The organism is Streptomyces sp. Isolate_45 (assembly GCF_024721315.2).
Taxonomy (GTDB): Bacteria; Actinomycetota; Actinomycetes; order Streptomycetales; family Streptomycetaceae; genus Streptomyces.
In genome coordinates, this window is sequence record NZ_JANFAK020000179.1 from 1 (window position 1) to 15,366 (window position 15,366).

Sequence of the window (15,366 nt, forward strand, 5' to 3'; positions counted from 1 at the left end):
TGCGGGTGCGGTGGCTGCGGGTGGGTCGGGGCCGGTGCCGGGGTGGGGTGTCGTCCGGGACGGGCATGATTTATGGCGCCCTGTCCGCTGCTGCGTTGGTGGGGCGGTACCGCGCGCCAACAAATCACGTTTTAGTCCCGGACGACACCCCACCCCGTCCCCGTCCCCGACCTGCGGCACCGCCCCGTCACCGTCCCCGACCTGCGGCACGCCGCCCTGTTCCGGCCCCCCGCCTCACATCCAGCCTCGCCGCCCATCCCGCCCCGCCGCACCATCAGCCCCGCCGGCGTTTGAGGCGCGGGGTACGGGGCGGAGCCCCGGGGGTTTCGGGGTGAGCCTCGCCGGCGTTGAGGCGGGAACGGGGGAAGGGCGGGTAGGGGAACGGCCCCGCGCAGCGGGTGGTGGGTCAGGCGGGGGGCGGGGCCAGGGCCCCGGGGAGGGGGGCCGCGTGGAGGGCCGTGAGGCCCGAGACGGCTCGGGTGAGGCAGACGTACAGCCGGCGCAGCCCGGTCCGTTCGTCCGGCTCACCGCTCACGACGGCGGCCGGCTCGTCGAGGACGACGTAGTCGTACTCCAGACCCTTCGCCAGCGACGCCGGCACCAGCGTCAGCCGCGACTCCGCCGTGGTCTCCTCGCCGGGCGACAGGTACGGGAGGCCCGCGTCCAGGAGGGCCCGTCCCAGGTCCGGGATCCGCGCGTCGGCCGCGATCAGGCCGATCGAGCCCTCGTGGACGAGGGAGGCCCGGCAGGCGTCGATCACGGCCGGGGTGAGGCCGTCCGCCTCCGTGACCTCCGTGACCGTCAGGGACCCCGGGGTCTCGCGGACCGAGGAGACCGGGGCCAGGCCCGGGGAGATGGCCGGGAGCAGCCGGGAGGCGTACGCGATGACCTCGCGCGGCACGCGGAAGCCCGCCGTGAGTTCCTCCAGGACCGCTTCCGGCTTGCCCAGGTGGGTGAGGGCCTCGTCCCAGCTGCGGGTGGCCCACGGGGTGGTGCCCTGCGCGAGGTCGCCGAGGACCGTCGCCGAGCCCGTCGTGCAGCGCCGGCCCACGGCCCGGTACTGCATCGGGGACAGGTCCTGCGCCTCGTCGAGGACGACGTGACCGAGGGAGTGCGTACGTTCCACCAGGTCGGCGGCCTCGTCGATGAGGACCAGGTCGGCCGGGGACCACTTCGCCGACTTCACGCTGCGGTAGGGCTTGGGCCACAGGAGGAGCTTCTGCTCGTCGGCGGTGAGGACGCCCTCGGCGTGGACCGCGAGGAACTCCGGGTCGGACAGCAGGCGCAGCACCAGCTTGGCCGGTTCCACGGGCGGCCAGATCTCCTTGACGGCCGCCTTGACGGCGGCGTTGCGGGCCACCGCGTCCTGCACGCGGTCGTCGGGGGCCTCGCCCGCCTGCTCCATGCGTACGAGGATCTGGTGGGCGATCCGCTGCGGCAGCGCCTCGCGGGCCGCCCCGTAGCGGATGTCGCGCCGCTGGAGCTCCTCGACGATCTCCGCGAGCTCGTACGCCGGCACCCGCCAGCGGCGCGAGCCGCGCACCACCATCAGGGGCTCGGTGGGCGCGGTGACGTGCGAGCGGACCGCGTCGCGCAGCACGCGGGCCATGCGGGCGTCGCCCTTGACGACGGCCGTCGCGGCCTCGTCGGAGCCGCGTACCTCCAGGCCGGGGCGGGCGACCAGGTCGTCGACGGTGGCCTGCTTGACCTCCAGCTCGCCCAGGGCCGGCAGGACCTGCTCGATGTAGTGGAGGAAGGAACGGTTCGGCCCGATGACGAGGGTGCCGGTGCGGGCGAGCCGGTCGCGGTGCGCGTACAGGAGGTACGCGACGCGGTGCAGGCCGACGGCCGTCTTCCCGGTGCCGGGGCCGCCCTGCACGCACACCGATCCGGACAGGCCGGAGCGGACGATTTCGTCCTGCTCGGGTTGGATCGTGGCCACAATGTCGCGCATGGGGCCGACGCGGGGGCGCTCGATCTCCTGCTGGAGGAGCTTGCTGACGGCGGCCGCCTCGGCCGGGTCGGAGAGGTGCTCGTCCTCGTACGCGGTCAGTTCGCCGCTCGTGTAGCCGAAGCGCCGGCGCAGCGCCACGTCCTGCGGGTCGGCCTTGGAGGCGCGGTAGAACGGCTGGGAGACGGGCGCGCGCCAGTCGATGACCATCGGGTCGCCGTCGGCGTCGTGGACGTGGCGGCGGCCGATGTAGAACTGCTCGCCCTCCGCGCCCTCGGCCAGTTCGGCGCCGGGGGCGTGCAGGTAGTCGAGGCGGCCGAAGAAGAGCGGGGTGTGGGACAGGTCGGCGAGGGCCTTGATCCGGTCGTCGATCTGCGCCTGGAGGACGATGGCGTTGACCCAGTTCGCGGTGACGTCGCGGATGTCGAGGGCCTCGACGTCCTCGCGCATCGCGCGGAGGGCGGAGCGGGAGGCGGCCAGGTGGGACCGTTCGCGGGCGAGCGGGTCGGATTCGGGGGCGTGCGCGGGCACGGGACTGCCTCCAGCTGCTGGTAAGGAACTGATGTCCGCCGGTTTCCGAGCGGCGGACGGCTCTCCCCGATGCGGCGGCGGGAGGCGGCAAGAGCGGAGATTCTAGTCACCGCGCCCGCGCCGCGCGAACGGATTACGGGGGTGCGGGTCGGTGGGGGGAGGGGGCTCCGGACGGGTACGGACGGGTGTCATACGGGGGAGTGTCAGACCTGGGAGTGGCCCCTAGGGGGCGGGGTGGGTCGTGAGGAGGACCAGGGGGGCCTGGATGTTCCCTCTGCGGAGCGATGTGCCGGGGGGCGGGAGAACGCACCATGGATACATGAGCACCGCAACCTTCACCCCGATCCGGGGCGGCCGCCCGAGCGGCGCCACCGCCACCTCCGACCACCGTTCCCGCTACCGCGTGGGCGACGTCCTGCGCGCAGCGAAGGTCTTCGCCGCCACCGCCGTGAGCGTCGTCGTCCTGGGCGAGTACGCGGAGGACGCGGGCGTCATACGTCGCTGACCGGGCCGGCGCTGACTGGGCCGTCTCTGACCGGGTCGTCTCTGACCGTGGCCGTCTCTGACCGGGTCGTCTCTGACCGGGGCCGTCTCCGACCGGGCGGGCGCTGACCGGGCTGTCTCCGACCGGGTCGTCTCCGACCGGGCGGGCGTTTGCGTTCGGCGCGGGAGCCGGGGTGGGCGTCGGCCGGCCGTGGGCGCGGGGCCGGTGGGGTGCCCGTGGCCGGGTCGGTGGGGCTCGTGGGGTGGCCGGATCCCGGCGGCACCGGGGCGCTGATCCACTAGGGTCACGCGCGTGACCCGGAGCTCCGATCCCGCCCGCTCGCCGTCGCCCCTTGCCGGTCTGCTGGTCACGGGTTCGCTGCTGGTCCTGGGCGTGCTGTGCATCGCCCTGCGCCTACCGATGGCCGAGGCCCTCGTCCACGGCATTTCCGCCGCCGAGTGGCATCCGCCCGCCGGCTATCCGCCGTTCGCGGCGATCCTTTTCACGCCGGCCGCGTGGCTGCCGTCCGGGGTGTTGAAGCTCGTGCTCCTCCTCGGCAACGCCGCCCTGCTCGCGCTTCTGATCCTGCTTTCCTGTCGCCTCGCGGGACTGCGGGGACGGACCGGCCCGGTGCTGGCCGCCACCATCGGCGGGTTGTGGCTGGAGCCGCTGTTCCAGAGCCCGCTGTCCGGTCAGATCAACCTGGCGCTCGCCTGCCTGGCCGTCTGGGACCTGGGCCGGGCGCGCGGCGCCCTGGGCAAGGGGTTCGCGCTGGGCACGGCCGCCGGGATCACCCTGACGCCGGCGGTCTTCATCCCGTACCTGCTGCTGACCGGCCGGATCCGGGCCGGGCTCACCGCCCTGGCCGGATTCACCGGGACCGCCCTGCTCGGGCTGCTGGTGCTCCCGCAGGCCTCCGCCGACTTCTGGGCCCGCCACCTCCCCGGCACCGGCAGCGAGCTGCTGCTCCACTGGCCCCACCTGTGGGTGTGGACCGTACCGCTGCTGGCCGGCGTCTCCGGAGCCCTCCTGCGCCGCCGAGCCCGCACCGAACACCGGGCCGCTCCCAAGGCCGCCCCGGGACCGAACTCGGCTTCGCCGCTGGACTCCGCCCCGGCCCTGGCCCTGGCTTCGGACTTGGCGCCGGACCTGGGCTTCGCCCCGGCCCCGGAACCGGCCCTGGCTTCGGACTCCGCTCCGGCCCTGGCCCTGGCTTCGGACTTGGCGCCGGACCTGGGCTTCGCCCCGGCCCCGGAACCGGCCCTGGCTTCGGACTCCGTTCCGGTCCTGGACCCGGCCTCGCGGTGTGCCACGGACACCGCCCCGGGGGACGGGGTGCCGGTCGGGTCCCGGTGACGGGTGGTCGGGGCTTGGCGGAGCGGCGGGGTGACGACGGCCGCGCGCGGTCGGGTCGCGCCGGCCCCCGTGCGGTCCGCAGGTCCGCCGGTCGGGGCCGTCAGCCGTCGGCGAGGAGCTCGTCGGCGTCCAGGATGCGGTAGGCGTAGCCCTGCTCGGCGAGGAAGCGCTGCCGGTGGGCGGCGAAGTCCTGGTCGATCGTGTCGCGCGCGACGACCGAGTAGAACCGCGCCTCGTGCCCGTCCGCCTTCGGGCGCAGCACCCGGCCGAGGCGCTGGGCCTCCTCCTGGCGCGAGCCGAAGGTGCCGGACACCTGGATGGCGACGGTGGCCTCGGGCAGGTCGATGGAGAAGTTCGCGACCTTCGAGACGACCAGCACGCTGATCTCACCCTCACGGAACGCGTTGAAGAGCTTCTCGCGCTGCGCGTTGGAGGTCTCGCCCTTGATGACGGGCGCGTCCAGGTGTTCGCCGAGCTCGTCGAGCTGGTCGATGTACTGCCCGATGACCAGCGTCTGCTCGCCCTGGTGCTTGCGCACCAGCGCCTCGGTGACCTTCCGCTTCGTGGCGGTCGTCGCGCAGAAGCGGTACTTCTCCTCCGTCTCGGCGGTCGCGTACGCGAGCCGCTCCGACTCGGTGAGGTTGACCCGGACCTCGACGCAGTCGGCGGGCGCGATGTAGCCCTGCGCCTCGATCTCCTTCCACGGCGCGTCGAAGCGCTTCGGCCCGATCAGGGAGAAGACGTCGGACTCGCGGCCGTCCTCTCGGACGAGGGTGGCCGTCAGACCGAGCCTGCGGCGGGCCTGGAGGTCGGCGGTGAACTTGAAGACCGGCGCGGGCAGCAGGTGGACCTCGTCGTAGAGGATCAGGCCCCAGTCCCGGGAGTCGAACAGCTCCAGGTGCGGGTAGATGCCCTTCCGCTTGGTCGTCAGGACCTGGTACGTGGCGATCGTGACGGGCCGGATCTCCTTGCGGGTGCCGGAGTACTCGCCGATCTCCTCCTCCGTCAGCGACGTCCGCTTGACCAGCTCGTGCTTCCACTGGCGGGCCGAGACGGTGTTCGTGACGAGGATCAGCGTGGTCGCCCGGGCCTTGGCCATGGCACCGGCGCCGACCAGCGTCTTGCCCGCGCCGCAGGGCAGTACGACCACTCCGGAACCGCCGTGCCAGAAGCCCTCGACGGCCTGCTGCTGGTAGGGGCGCAGCGCCCAGCCGTCCTCGACGAGGTCGATCGGGTGGGCCTCGCCGTCCACGTACCCGGCGAGGTCCTCGGCGGGCCAGCCCAGCTTGAGCAGGGTCTGCTTGATCTGACCGCGCTCGGAGGGGTGCACGGCCACGGTGTCGGGATCGAGCCGGGCGCCGACCAGCGGCGCGACCTTCTTGGACCGCAGGATCTCCTCCAGCACCGGACGGTCGGTGCTGGTCAGGACCAGCCCGTGCACGGGGTGCTTGGAGAGGGTGAGGCGACCGTAGCGGGCCATGGTCTCGGCGACGTCGACGAGCAGCGCGTGCGGGACGGGGTAACGGGAGAACTCGACGAGCGCGTCGACGACCTGCTCGGCGTCGTGGCCGGCGGCCCGCGCGTTCCACAGGCCGAGCGGGGTGATCCGGTAGGTGTGGATGTGCTCGGGAGCCCGCTCCAGCTCGGCGAACGGGGCGATGGCGCGGCGCGCGGCCCCGGCGAGCTCGTGGTCTACCTCCAGGAGGAGGGTTTTGTCGCTCTGGACGATGAGTGGGCCTGAGTTCACGGGAGCACCTTTCCGTTCGGCCAAACCTCCAGTGTGCCGCATGGCCAGGGGTTTCAGGGTGGTGAGGGCGCCGGGGCAGGGTCGGTGCGGGGCCGGTGCGGGCGCCGGTGGGTCGGCGAAAACGGGCTGACACCCCGCTCGGACGGTGCGTACGTTCCGGGTATGGATGACGATCAGCAGGGTTTCGGGTTCGTACCGGACGGCTTCGAGGTGCCGCGCGCCTTCGCCGGGGACGGGTTCCGGCTGGAGCCGCTCGGGCCGCAGCACAACGAACGGGACCTCGCCGCCTGGAGCGGCAGCGTCGAGCACGTCCGCGCCACCTGCGGGTTCTCCGGGGGCTGGCCGCCGCCGGAGGGCATGAGCGCCGAGGCGAACCTCGCCGACCTGGTGCGGCACGCGCGGGACTTCGAGGAGCGCAGCGGGTTCACGTACAGCGTGCTGGAGGGGGAGGACGAGGTCATCGGCTGCCTGTACGTGTACCCCGCCAGGGAGCGGCCGGGGCGGGTACGGGTCAACTCATGGGTACGGGCCGACCGGGCGTACCTGGACGCGCCCGTCCGCGCGGCGGTGGGCCGCTGGCTCCGGGAGGCGTGGCCGTTCGACGCGGAGCGGATCGACTACGGGGGGCGGTGAGGCGGGGGCCGGCGGGGGCCGGTGGGGTGGGCGGGCCGGCGGGGGCCGGTGGGTCAGGCGCCGAGGTGGGGCAGGGGGCCGGCCGGGTACGGGGTTTCGGCGGGGAGGAGGGCGCGTACGTCCTCGTCGTGGCCGGACCGGACCAGGGCGTGGATCCGCCGGGCCAGGGGGGTGACGTCGCGGATGGAGACCGTCCACTCGTCGGCGTAGGCGCGGGAGGCGGGGCCGGACAGGCCGAGCTGCAGGGAGCGGTGGGGCAGCGGGTTCAGGTGCGTGTCGCGCTCGGGGTCCCATTGGACGCGGGCCGGGGCGGATGCGAGGGTCTGCCGCCAGGTCTCACGGTCCGGGTGGATGCCGGGTGCGTAGTGCGACAGGCAGGCTTCGGACAGCGCCCGGTCGAAGCCCTCGCGGGTGATCTCGATCGCCAGCACCGTCTCCTGGTCGGCCTTGGTGGCCCAGCCGCAGCGGTACATCATCCACAGGAACGACGGCTTGACCCACGTCATGCGGTCGCGCTTCCAGGCGGGAGGGAAGCGGTTGTCGCGGGCGGCGGGGGTGGCCAGGTGGGGGGAGTAGGCCTGGTACACCGTCACGGTGGTGGCGGTGTGGGTCGCGCGGATCTGGTGGGTGGGGGGTGCGGGGGGTTCGGGGGGCATGGCGTCACCCTGCCGGGTCGGCGGTCGGGGATCCAGCGGGTTTCGGCGGGTGCCGCTGCGCGGGGCGTCTCCCCGACCCGCCCTTCCTCCGTTCCCCGGGCCGTGCCCGGACCCCGTGCGCGTGCGGCGCCGTTGCCGGGGGCGCCGCCCCCGGGCCCCCGCGCCTCAAACGCCGGCGGGGCTGGATCGGGGACGGTGGGGCCGGATCGGGGACGGCGGGGCCGGATACGGGACGGCGGGGCTGGAGCAGGGACGGCGGGGCCTGAGCAGGGACGGCGGGGCTGGAGCAGGGACGCCGGGGCCGGATCGGGGACGGTGGGGCCGGATCGGGGTCAGACCTGGTCCTCCGCCAGTTCTGCCACGCCCGTGATGCGGTGGAGGGCGTACGTGCGGACTTCGTCCGCCGTGTGGTCGTAGCCGGTGACGAAGCCGCCCTCGACGCGGACCGGGGCGATGACGCGCTGGCTGGCCGCGCCCTCGGCGTTCACGTAGCCGATCCACACCGCCGAGCCCGTCAGGGCGGCGGCCTGGACGGTTGCCAGGGTTTCCGCCGCGCTGGTGCGCGGGAGTTCGCCGGCTGTCGGGGGTGGGGAGCCCGCCGCCGAGGCGGGTTCCTTGCGGACCGCCGTGGCCGCGAGGTCGCCCGCGCGGATGGCCCGTACCGCCGCGCCCAGCAGCGTGGCGTCCGGGACCGGTGGTCCGTCCGGGACCGGGACCGGTGCCGAGCGGGCCGGGGTGCGGTGCGCGTCGGCCCGCGCCACCAGGACGTCGCCGGTACGGGACTCCGCGGCCGGGGCGTAGCCCATCGCCCGCAACCCGTCGAGCAGCGCCCCCGGTTCGGCCTGCGCGGCCAGGACGGTCGGCGCGAGGCGGCGCAGACCGAGCCCGGCGGACCGCTTGTCGGCGAGGATCTCGTTCAGGATGCTGTCGTCGTCGCAGCGCACGTACGAGGAGGCCGCGCCGACGCGCAGGTGCCCGTGCCGTCTCGCCACGTCGTCGATGAGGTACGAGAGCGGCTGCGGTACGGGGGTGCGGCTGTGCTCGGCGAGGAAGGCGTGCAGGTCGACGGCGGTGTGCCCGGCGTCCAGGGCCCGGCGTACGGAGCCGGGGGTGAAGCGGTACACGGTCGCCCCGCCCTTGGACTCGACGTCCGCGAGCACCGCCAGGGTGTCGCCGAGGGGCCGCCGCAGCGGACCGGGCGCGACCGCCGTCAGGTCGGCCTGGAGCAGGACGTGGTCGACCGGCTCGGGCAGCAGCGGGGCCAACAGCGGCGTCGGGTCCCGGTGCTCCAGCAGGGCGCGGCCGAACGCGCTGATCGCGCCGCGGCCGGTGACGCCGAGGACTTCGGACTCGGTCTGCGTCCAGTGCGCGAGGCGGGCCCGCAGGTCGCTGGTGCCGCGTACGGGACGTTCCCAGGCGAGCCGGTCCAGCAGTGCGTCCGGGTCGGGCGAACCGCCCTCGGGCAGCTCGGCGATGAGGCCGAGGACGCGGCGGCGCACCTCGGGCGCCGCCGACCGGTCGAGTTCCGGTCCGAGCGTCGACAGGGTGCGCCCCTTGGCGTCCTGCTCGCCGACGAGCCCGGCCGTCCGGGTGGCCGGCAGCCAGGCGGCGGCCAGCACCGACCACCGTTCGGCGGGCGGCAGTTCGCACCAGCCGTCGAAGGCCGGGGTCGGCGCGTACCGTTCGTCGGCCTCCCCGTCGCTCGCCAGCAGTCCGGCCGCGTAGGCCAGTTCGATCCAGAACGCCGCCGACGGTTCGGTGGTGTCCAGCACGGCCGCCGCCCGCTTGAGGTCCCGTACGGCGAGTCCGCCCGCCCGCAGGACGGCCGGCCCGGCGTGCTCCCAGGACTTCACGAGTTCCTCGACGGTGGCCACCGCGGCCAGCGCCTGACCGGCCGCGTTCGCGTCCACAAGCTGTGGACGGTGCTCGCGGCGCGCGCCGACCGGCGGCGGCAGCGGGGCCGTCAGCCGGTGCGCCAGCCCGCCGCGCAGGTGCAGCGCCACCTCGCGGGGCAGGACGACCGTGCGCGCCGAGGCGGGCAGCAGCAGCCCCCGGTCGCGCAGCCAGCGCACCGGCGCGGTCGGCTGCGGGGTCACCTCCCCGTACGGCGGCCCCCACACGAGCCGCCCGAGGACCTGGTGGGCCTCTGCCGGGGCCTCGTCCAGCAGCGTCGACATCCGCTCCGGGTCGGCGAACAGGCCGGTCAGGGCGGTCACGGCGGACACCGCGTCGTGGGTGGCGGGCAGTCCGAGGGCCGCCACGATCTCCTGGATCCGCGTCGGTGACATGCCGGCCGTCGCCTCGGACACCGTCGGCCCGAGCCCCGTCGGGGAGGGCCGCTGCGCGGACGGCGCGAGCAGCTCCCGGGCGGTGCGCACCAGCCGCAGCCGCTCCTCGTCGCCCCACACCAGGGCCTGGTCGCGCAGCGTGCCGAGCGCCCGGGGCAGCTCGGCGCGGGCGGCCTCGTTCTCGCCGCCCGTCAGCAGGGACTCCAGTACCGGGTAAGGGCACGGGTCGGGCGCCACCGCGAGGGCCTCCGCCGTCTGGAGGGCGAACCGGTCCAGGCGGTCCAGGGCGCGCACGACCGACGCGCGGGTCCCGGCGCGGGTGGCGAGCTGGGTGACGTCGCCGGGTACCGGGTTCAGCAGGTCCGGACGCGCGTGCAGCAGGGCCGCGAGCCCCACGTCGTCACGGGCGCGCAGCGCCTCGGCGAGGGAGCGCGGGGCATTTCCCGCAGCGGTGCTTGCCTCGGGCACGGTGGTCGCCTCCTGGTCGCGCCGGCCGGTCCGTCGGCCGGTCCCCATCCGGTCAACGGTATCCGTTGCGCCGACGACCGCTCCACGGGCGCACGCGCTACCTTCGGGGCAGGCGGGACGTGAGGAGCCGGGGCGTGGGGATCGAGAGCGACCATCTGGTCTACGAATATCTGAGCCGGGTCGGGGACTTGGCGCAGCGGCGGCAGTTGTCGTCGGGTGACCGGATGCGGTTGGTGTCGGGGCTCCGGGACGAGATCGACCGTCGGCGCGCCAAGTACGAACCGGAGACGCCGGCAGCCGTACGTCGCATCCTGGAGCGGCTCGGCACGCCGGAGGAGGTCCTCGACACCGTGGGCCGGCCCGCGCGCGCCGCCGAGTCGGTCCGGACCCCCGCCCCGACGGTCGCGGCCCCCGCGGTCCCCGTCCAGCGGGGCCGGTTGCGCCGCAGGCCCGCTCCGGAGCCGGCCGAGGAGCCGCGGAACGTGCCGCCGCACCTCGCCGGTCTCGACGAACTCGGCACCCCCGACGGCGTCGAACCCGACTGGTGGCGCGTCGGGCCGGGCGCGGCCGCGCTCGGCTCGGGGCCGCAGGTGGAGGGCTTCGCGGGCGGCATCGAGTTCCCGGCGGGCTTCGGCCGCGGCGGCGCCGGCGATGCGGACGCGGATGAGGACGAGGCCGCCGGCGGGGCCGCGACGAGGCCGCCGGCGGGCCCGTCGGAATCCCGGACGCGCCGGGCCGTACGGGTGCTGAGGGCCCGCCGGGAGCGCCGCCGGCAGCGCAAGGCCGCCGCGGCCGCCCCCGACGTCGTGGCGGCGCCGGCGGGCCGGTCCCTTCCGCACGCGTTCCTGCTGCTGGCGGCGGCGCTCCTCACGGCGGGTGCGCTCACCGGGTACTGGATGCTGCTCGCCGTCGGCTGGCTGGTGGCGTACGGATCCCGGGTGCTCGGACCGACCGAACGCAAGTGGGTCGTCCTCGGCGTGCCCGGCGCGATCTTCACCGGAGCGGTGCTGTGGCTGTGGGGCCGGCGGGCGGGCCGGTGGGGCGAGGCGCTCGCCGATGACGGGATCGGCGCCGTGTTCCACGGCATGTGGCCCGGCCTGATCCGCTGGGCCGCCGTCGCGACGGCGGCGTACCTGCTGTGGCGCTCGCGCCGTCGCGGCTAGGTCCCGGCTTACCGCGGGTCGGGCGCGCGGCGATGGGTGCTCCCACCACGCATTCCGGCGGGCCGATGGAGAACGTCTTGAATGGAGCCCGAGGACCTGGGGTGGGATATGCCTAAATTTCATGGTCTGGAAAGGGAAAGCTAAGTCCACGTTCCGTTTAGCCGGACGGGCCTCGGCACAATGGGAGCATGACCTCCCACCCCCACACCATGATCCAACCCGCCCTTTTGACGGTCGGGTTCGACCTCGACATGACCCTGATCGACTCCCGCCCCGGCATCCGGGCCACCTATCAGGCGCTGTCGGCCGAGACGGGTGCCTTCATCGACGCGGACGAGGCCGTCACCCGGCTCGGGCCGCCGCTGGAGGAGGAGCTCGCGTACTGGTTCACCGACGCGGAGATCCCGGCGATGCGGGACCGCTACCGGGAGATCTACGTCGAGCACGCCATCGAGCCGACGCCCGCGATGCCCGGCGCCCGCGAGGCCATCGCCGCCGTCCAGGCCCTCGGCGGCCGTGCCATCGTTGTCACCGCGAAGAACGAGCCCAACGCCCGCCACCACCTGGAGCACCTCGGCATCGAGGCCGACGCCGTCATCGGCTGGCTGTGGGCGGAGGCCAAGGCGGAGGCCCTGCGCGAGTACGGCGCGCAGGTCTACGTCGGCGACCACGTCGGCGACGTGCGGGGCGCCCGCACGGCCGGCGCGCTGTCCGTGGCGGTGCCCACCGGCCCGTGCTCGGAAGCCGAACTGCGCGCCGCGGGCGCGGACGTCGTGCTCCCCGACCTCACCGCGCTGCCGCAGTGGCTCGCGGAGTACGACCGCGCCCGCGCCGCGGCCTGAGACCCGTTCCGCGGCACCCGTCAGGCGGCCTGGGAAGCCCGGGCCGCCTTTCGCTGCGCCGCGGCCGAGCGGAACACGCCCGCCGCGGAGATGGCGAAGCCGACGCCCATGAGCATGCACACGGCCCACGCGTACGACGGGAACGGATCGGTGTCCAGGAACAGCGGGGCCATCGTCGCGAGGGTCGCCACGGCGCCGGCGATGAACACGATGCCGCCGGCCTTGACGAGTCCGTCGCCGGGCCGGGCATCGTCGGGATGAGGAGTAACAGTCACCCGACCAGGGTAGTTCCCTGGCCGACGCAGTGAACCGGAAGGACGGCGGAAGGGCCCCGGGAAGGACCGGGGAACGTCTTGTCACCCGTTTCTGGACCATTAGCCTGGAGGAGGCGGGTCGAAGGACCTGCCGCACTGCTATCCGGAGCCGCTCATCCCGGCCGACCGGACCCGACGAGCACAAGGACAGAGGACGGACGTGCCTACCGGCAAGGTCAAGTGGTTCAACAGCGAGAAGGGCTTCGGCTTTCTCTCCCGCGACGACGGCGGCGACGTGTTCGTCCACTCGTCGGTGCTCCCGGCTGGGGTCGACGCCCTCAAGCCCGGCCAGCGCGTCGAGTTCGGCGTCGTTGCGGGACAACGCGGTGACCAGGCACTTTCCGTGACGGTGCTGGATCCGGCGCCCTCGGTCGCGGCCGCTCAACGCCGCAAGCCCGACGAGCTCGCCTCGATCGTGCAGGACCTGACGACCCTGCTGGAGAACATCACGCCGATGCTGGAACGCGGCCGCTACCCCGACAAGGTGCACGGCACGAAGATCGCCGGCCTGCTCCGCGCGGTGGCCGACCAACTCGACGTCTGACCCCACGTCCGGCCCAGGTGCCCCGCCGCTCGAACGAGCCGCGGGGCACCTGCGCGCGCGGCCCCGGACCCTACGGGAAGACGAGCGCGTCCGGGGGGATGGCCGGAACAAGCCCCTCGGCGGCGGCCCTGGTCAGCAGCCCGCGGACGGCCGCGTACCCGGCGTCGCCGAGGTCCGCGGTGAACTCGTTGACGTACAGCCCGATGTGCTGGTCGGCGACCGCCGGATCCAACTCCTGGGCGTGCGCCCGCACGTACGGGCGGGACGCCTCCGGGTCCTCCCACGCCATCCGGACCGACGTACGGGCAGCCTCGGCCAGCGCCCGCAGCGTCCCGGCGCCCAGCGAACGCTTCGCGATGATCGCGCCGAGCGGGATCGGCAGGCCCGTCGTGGACTCCCAGTGCTCGCCCATGTCCGCCAGGCAGTGCAGCCCGTAGTCCCGGTAGGTGAACCGGGCCTCGTGGATGACCAGTCCGGCGTCCACCCGGCCGTCCCGCACGGCCGGCATGATCTCGTGGAACGGCAGCACGACCACCTTCCCGACGCCTTCGGGCAGCACGTCGGCCGCCCACAGCCGGAACAGCAGGTAGGCGGTCGACCGTTCGCTCGGCACGGCCACGGTCTTCCCGGCCAGGTCCACGCCCGGCTCCCGGGTCAGCACCAACGGACCGCAACCGCGCCCCAGGGCCCCGCCGCAGGGCAGCAGCGCGTACTCCTCCAGCACCCACGGCAGGACGGCGTACGACACCTTCAGCACGTCCAGCTCACCGCGCTCGGCCATGCCGTTGGTGACGTCGATGTCCGCGAACGTGACGTCGAGGGCGGGCGCTCCCGGCACCCGGCCGTGCGCCCACGCGTCGAACACGAACGTGTCGTTCGGGCAGGGCGAGTAGGCGATGTCCAACGTCGGACGGTCACCGGTGCTCATGACGTTCTCCCCAGTTGACGAGTACGGGTCCCAGCGCGCGGAAGCCGTCGGCGAGCGAGGCGAGGGCCTCCCCGATGCGCCAGGCGGAACGGTCGCGCGGACCGACGGCATTGGACACGGCGCGGATCTCCAGCACCGGCAGACCGTGCGCGGCGGCGGCCTCCGCCACACCGAAGCCCTCCATGGCCTCCGCGCCCGCGAGCGGGTGCCGGGCGGCGAGTTCGGCGGCGCGGGCGGCGGTCCCGGTGACCGTCGACACGGTCAGTACGGGCGCGAGCAGTGCCCCCGTGGCCTCGGCGACGGACGCGGCCAGCTCGGCGGGCGGCAGGTGCACGCTGTGGCCGAAGCCGAGTTCCGCGACGGTGAGGAACCCGTCGGGAGTGTCGGCGCCCAGATCGGCGGCGACGAGCGCGTCGGCGACCACCAGGGAGCCGAGCGGGGCGGCGGGCGCGAACCCGCCGCCGATGCCGGCGGAGACGACGAGGGAGTAGTCGGCCAGCGCGAGCGCGGTGGCCGTGGCGGCCGCCGCGGCGGCCGGGCCCACACCGCCGACGAGCACGTCGACGGCGAGACCGGGCAGGTCCCGGCGGGTGATGAGGTACCCGCCGGGCAGGGTGCGCGGCTCCGGGGCGACCGGGTCCGGATGAGGGGTGAGACCGGCGGCCGCGGATTCGGCCTCCGCGGCCACCGCGGTCACGACGAGCGCGCGCACGGGATGCCCCCGGTTACTTCAGCTTGAGCTTGAAGGACCAGACGGCGAGCGGCTTGCCGTCCTTGCCGACCTGGACGAAGCCGAGGACCTTCGAGGCCGGGGCCTCGCCCTGGCCGCCGGTGGCGAAGACGTCGGCGCCCTGGAAGCTGCGGTAGGTGTTGGAGGACGGCTCGGTGATCGGCTGTCCGTCGAGGACCGCCTGCCACTGGTGGCCGTCCTCGACGATCTCCGGCTCGACGCCCAGGCGCAGCGTGTCGCCGCGGCCGTACTCGATGGTCTTGGCGTTCTTCAGGTTCGTCAGGCACTCCTGGACGCGGTCCATGGAGAGGTCCTTGCCGTCGGCGCGGCAGTCGGACTCCGCGGAGACGGTGGAGGTGCCGACGGTCACGGTCGCGAGCGGGGTCGGCTTGTCCCCGCAGGCGGAGAGGAGGAGGAGGCCGGCGGACACGGCTCCGAGGGCCGCGACGCTGCGGCGGGCCCTACCCGGGAAAAGCGGTGCGGTCATGAGCCGAAGGCTATCGGGCCGGTGGGTCGTGGTGCTGCATGGGGTCCGGTGCGGGTCGGCTGCGCCGGGGCGGGGGGTGTGTCGGTTCGGGTGCGGCGCCGTTGCGGGGGCTCCGCCCCCGGGCCCCCGCGCCTCAAGCGCCGGCGGGGCTGGGTTGGCGGGGTCGGGGGTGGGTCGGGGCCGGTGCCGGGGTGGGGTGTCGTCCGGGACGGGCATGATTTATGGCGCCCTGTCCGCTGCTGCG

The 15,366-nt window shown here is 74.5% G+C and carries 14 protein-coding genes; 6 read left to right on the top strand and 8 right to left on the bottom strand.

Annotation, left to right across the window (positions count from 1 at the left end; all coding sequences use genetic code 11):
* Positions 1–406: 406 nt before the first annotated feature.
* Positions 407–2,482: an AAA family ATPase gene (locus NOD94_RS34745; RefSeq protein WP_281210200.1), complete on the bottom strand. Its 2,076-nt coding sequence runs from the start codon at positions 2,480–2,482 to the stop codon at positions 407–409.
* 319 nt (positions 2,483–2,801) lie between these two features.
* Here NOD94_RS34745 and NOD94_RS34750 point away from each other — a divergent pair, with 319 nt between their 5' ends.
* Both NOD94_RS34750 and NOD94_RS34755 read left to right on the top strand, forming a co-directional pair.
* Positions 2,802–2,987: a hypothetical protein gene (locus NOD94_RS34750; RefSeq protein WP_281210201.1), complete on the top strand. Its 186-nt coding sequence runs from the start codon at positions 2,802–2,804 to the stop codon at positions 2,985–2,987.
* 291 nt (positions 2,988–3,278) lie between these two features.
* Positions 3,279–4,322, top strand: coding sequence for a glycosyltransferase family 87 protein (locus NOD94_RS34755; protein WP_281210202.1), 1,044 nt, complete (start codon positions 3,279–3,281; stop codon positions 4,320–4,322).
* Between the two features lie 100 nt (positions 4,323–4,422).
* Here the strand turns inward: NOD94_RS34755 and NOD94_RS34760 are convergent, their stop codons facing one another.
* On the bottom strand, positions 4,423–6,069 hold the full coding sequence (locus NOD94_RS34760; RefSeq protein WP_281210203.1) for a DNA repair helicase XPB: 1,647 nt from the start codon (positions 6,067–6,069) through the stop codon (positions 4,423–4,425).
* Between the two features lie 162 nt (positions 6,070–6,231).
* Here NOD94_RS34760 and NOD94_RS34765 point away from each other — a divergent pair, with 162 nt between their 5' ends.
* Positions 6,232–6,702: an N-acetyltransferase gene (locus tag NOD94_RS34765; protein WP_281210204.1), complete on the top strand. Its 471-nt coding sequence runs from the start codon at positions 6,232–6,234 to the stop codon at positions 6,700–6,702.
* A 53-nt stretch (positions 6,703–6,755) separates the two neighbouring features.
* On the opposite strand, the gene NOD94_RS34770 is transcribed toward NOD94_RS34765, so the two are convergent.
* Complete coding sequence (locus NOD94_RS34770; RefSeq protein ID WP_281210205.1) at positions 6,756–7,358, bottom strand: DUF4291 domain-containing protein; 603 nt, start codon at positions 7,356–7,358, stop codon at positions 6,756–6,758.
* 332 nt (positions 7,359–7,690) lie between these two features.
* The gene (locus tag NOD94_RS34775) at positions 7,691–10,162 is read right to left on the bottom strand and encodes a helicase C-terminal domain-containing protein (protein ID WP_281210206.1); all 2,472 of its coding nucleotides are present in this window, start codon (positions 10,160–10,162) and stop codon (positions 7,691–7,693) included.
* Between the two features lie 86 nt (positions 10,163–10,248).
* Between NOD94_RS34775 and NOD94_RS34780 the strand changes: the two genes are divergently transcribed.
* Together NOD94_RS34780 and NOD94_RS34785 are read left to right on the top strand one after the other, a co-directional pair.
* Positions 10,249–11,277, top strand: coding sequence for a hypothetical protein (locus NOD94_RS34780; protein ID WP_281210207.1), 1,029 nt, complete (start codon positions 10,249–10,251; stop codon positions 11,275–11,277).
* A 188-nt stretch (positions 11,278–11,465) separates the two neighbouring features.
* The gene (locus tag NOD94_RS34785; RefSeq protein ID WP_281210208.1) at positions 11,466–12,119 is read left to right on the top strand and encodes an HAD family hydrolase; all 654 of its coding nucleotides are present in this window, start codon (positions 11,466–11,468) and stop codon (positions 12,117–12,119) included.
* Positions 12,120–12,139: 20 nt separating this feature from the next.
* Here NOD94_RS34785 and NOD94_RS34790 read toward each other — a convergent pair whose 3' ends face one another.
* The gene (locus tag NOD94_RS34790; RefSeq protein ID WP_281210209.1) at positions 12,140–12,394 is read right to left on the bottom strand and encodes a hypothetical protein; all 255 of its coding nucleotides are present in this window, start codon (positions 12,392–12,394) and stop codon (positions 12,140–12,142) included.
* A 199-nt stretch (positions 12,395–12,593) separates the two neighbouring features.
* On the opposite strand from NOD94_RS34790, the gene NOD94_RS34795 reads away from it, so the two are divergent.
* Positions 12,594–12,977 carry a cold-shock protein gene (locus NOD94_RS34795; RefSeq protein WP_030012939.1) on the top strand — a complete coding sequence of 128 codons (384 nt, stop codon included), beginning with the start codon at positions 12,594–12,596 and terminating at the stop codon, positions 12,975–12,977.
* A 70-nt stretch (positions 12,978–13,047) separates the two neighbouring features.
* Here the strand turns inward: NOD94_RS34795 and NOD94_RS34800 are convergent, their stop codons facing one another.
* From NOD94_RS34800 to NOD94_RS34810, 3 genes are read right to left on the bottom strand one after another with little or no spacing between them, the layout of a single operon-like run.
* Positions 13,048–13,905 carry a 1,4-dihydroxy-6-naphthoate synthase gene (locus tag NOD94_RS34800; protein ID WP_281210210.1) on the bottom strand — a complete coding sequence of 286 codons (858 nt, stop codon included), beginning with the start codon at positions 13,903–13,905 and terminating at the stop codon, positions 13,048–13,050.
* Positions 13,892–14,617, bottom strand: coding sequence for a futalosine hydrolase (locus tag NOD94_RS34805; RefSeq protein ID WP_281210211.1), 726 nt, complete (start codon positions 14,615–14,617; stop codon positions 13,892–13,894). The genes NOD94_RS34800 and NOD94_RS34805 overlap by 14 nt, the downstream gene beginning before the upstream one ends.
* Positions 14,618–14,630: 13 nt before the next feature.
* Positions 14,631–15,122: a DUF2771 domain-containing protein gene (locus NOD94_RS34810; RefSeq protein ID WP_281210213.1), complete on the bottom strand. Its 492-nt coding sequence runs from the start codon at positions 15,120–15,122 to the stop codon at positions 14,631–14,633.
* Positions 15,123–15,366: the final 244 nt, after the last annotated feature.

What these genes read in the sequence shown, in the direction of transcription:
- NOD94_RS34750 (WP_281210201.1), top strand. Translation starts at nt 2,802, where the DNA reads ATGAGCACCGCAACCTTCACCCCGATCCGGGGCGGCCGCCCGAGCGGC.
- NOD94_RS34765 (WP_281210204.1), top strand. Translation starts at nt 6,232, where the DNA reads ATGGATGACGATCAGCAGGGTTTCGGGTTCGTACCGGACGGCTTCGAG.
- NOD94_RS34770 (WP_281210205.1), bottom strand. Translation starts at nt 7,358, where the DNA reads ATGCCCCCCGAACCCCCCGCACCCCCCACCCACCAGATCCGCGCGACC.
- NOD94_RS34775 (WP_281210206.1), bottom strand. Translation starts at nt 10,162, where the DNA reads ATGGGGACCGGCCGACGGACCGGCCGGCGCGACCAGGAGGCGACCACC.
- NOD94_RS34785 (WP_281210208.1), top strand. Translation starts at nt 11,466, where the DNA reads ATGACCTCCCACCCCCACACCATGATCCAACCCGCCCTTTTGACGGTC.
- NOD94_RS34800 (WP_281210210.1), bottom strand. Translation starts at nt 13,905, where the DNA reads ATGAGCACCGGTGACCGTCCGACGTTGGACATCGCCTACTCGCCCTGC.
- NOD94_RS34810 (WP_281210213.1), bottom strand. Translation starts at nt 15,122, where the DNA reads ATGACCGCACCGCTTTTCCCGGGTAGGGCCCGCCGCAGCGTCGCGGCC.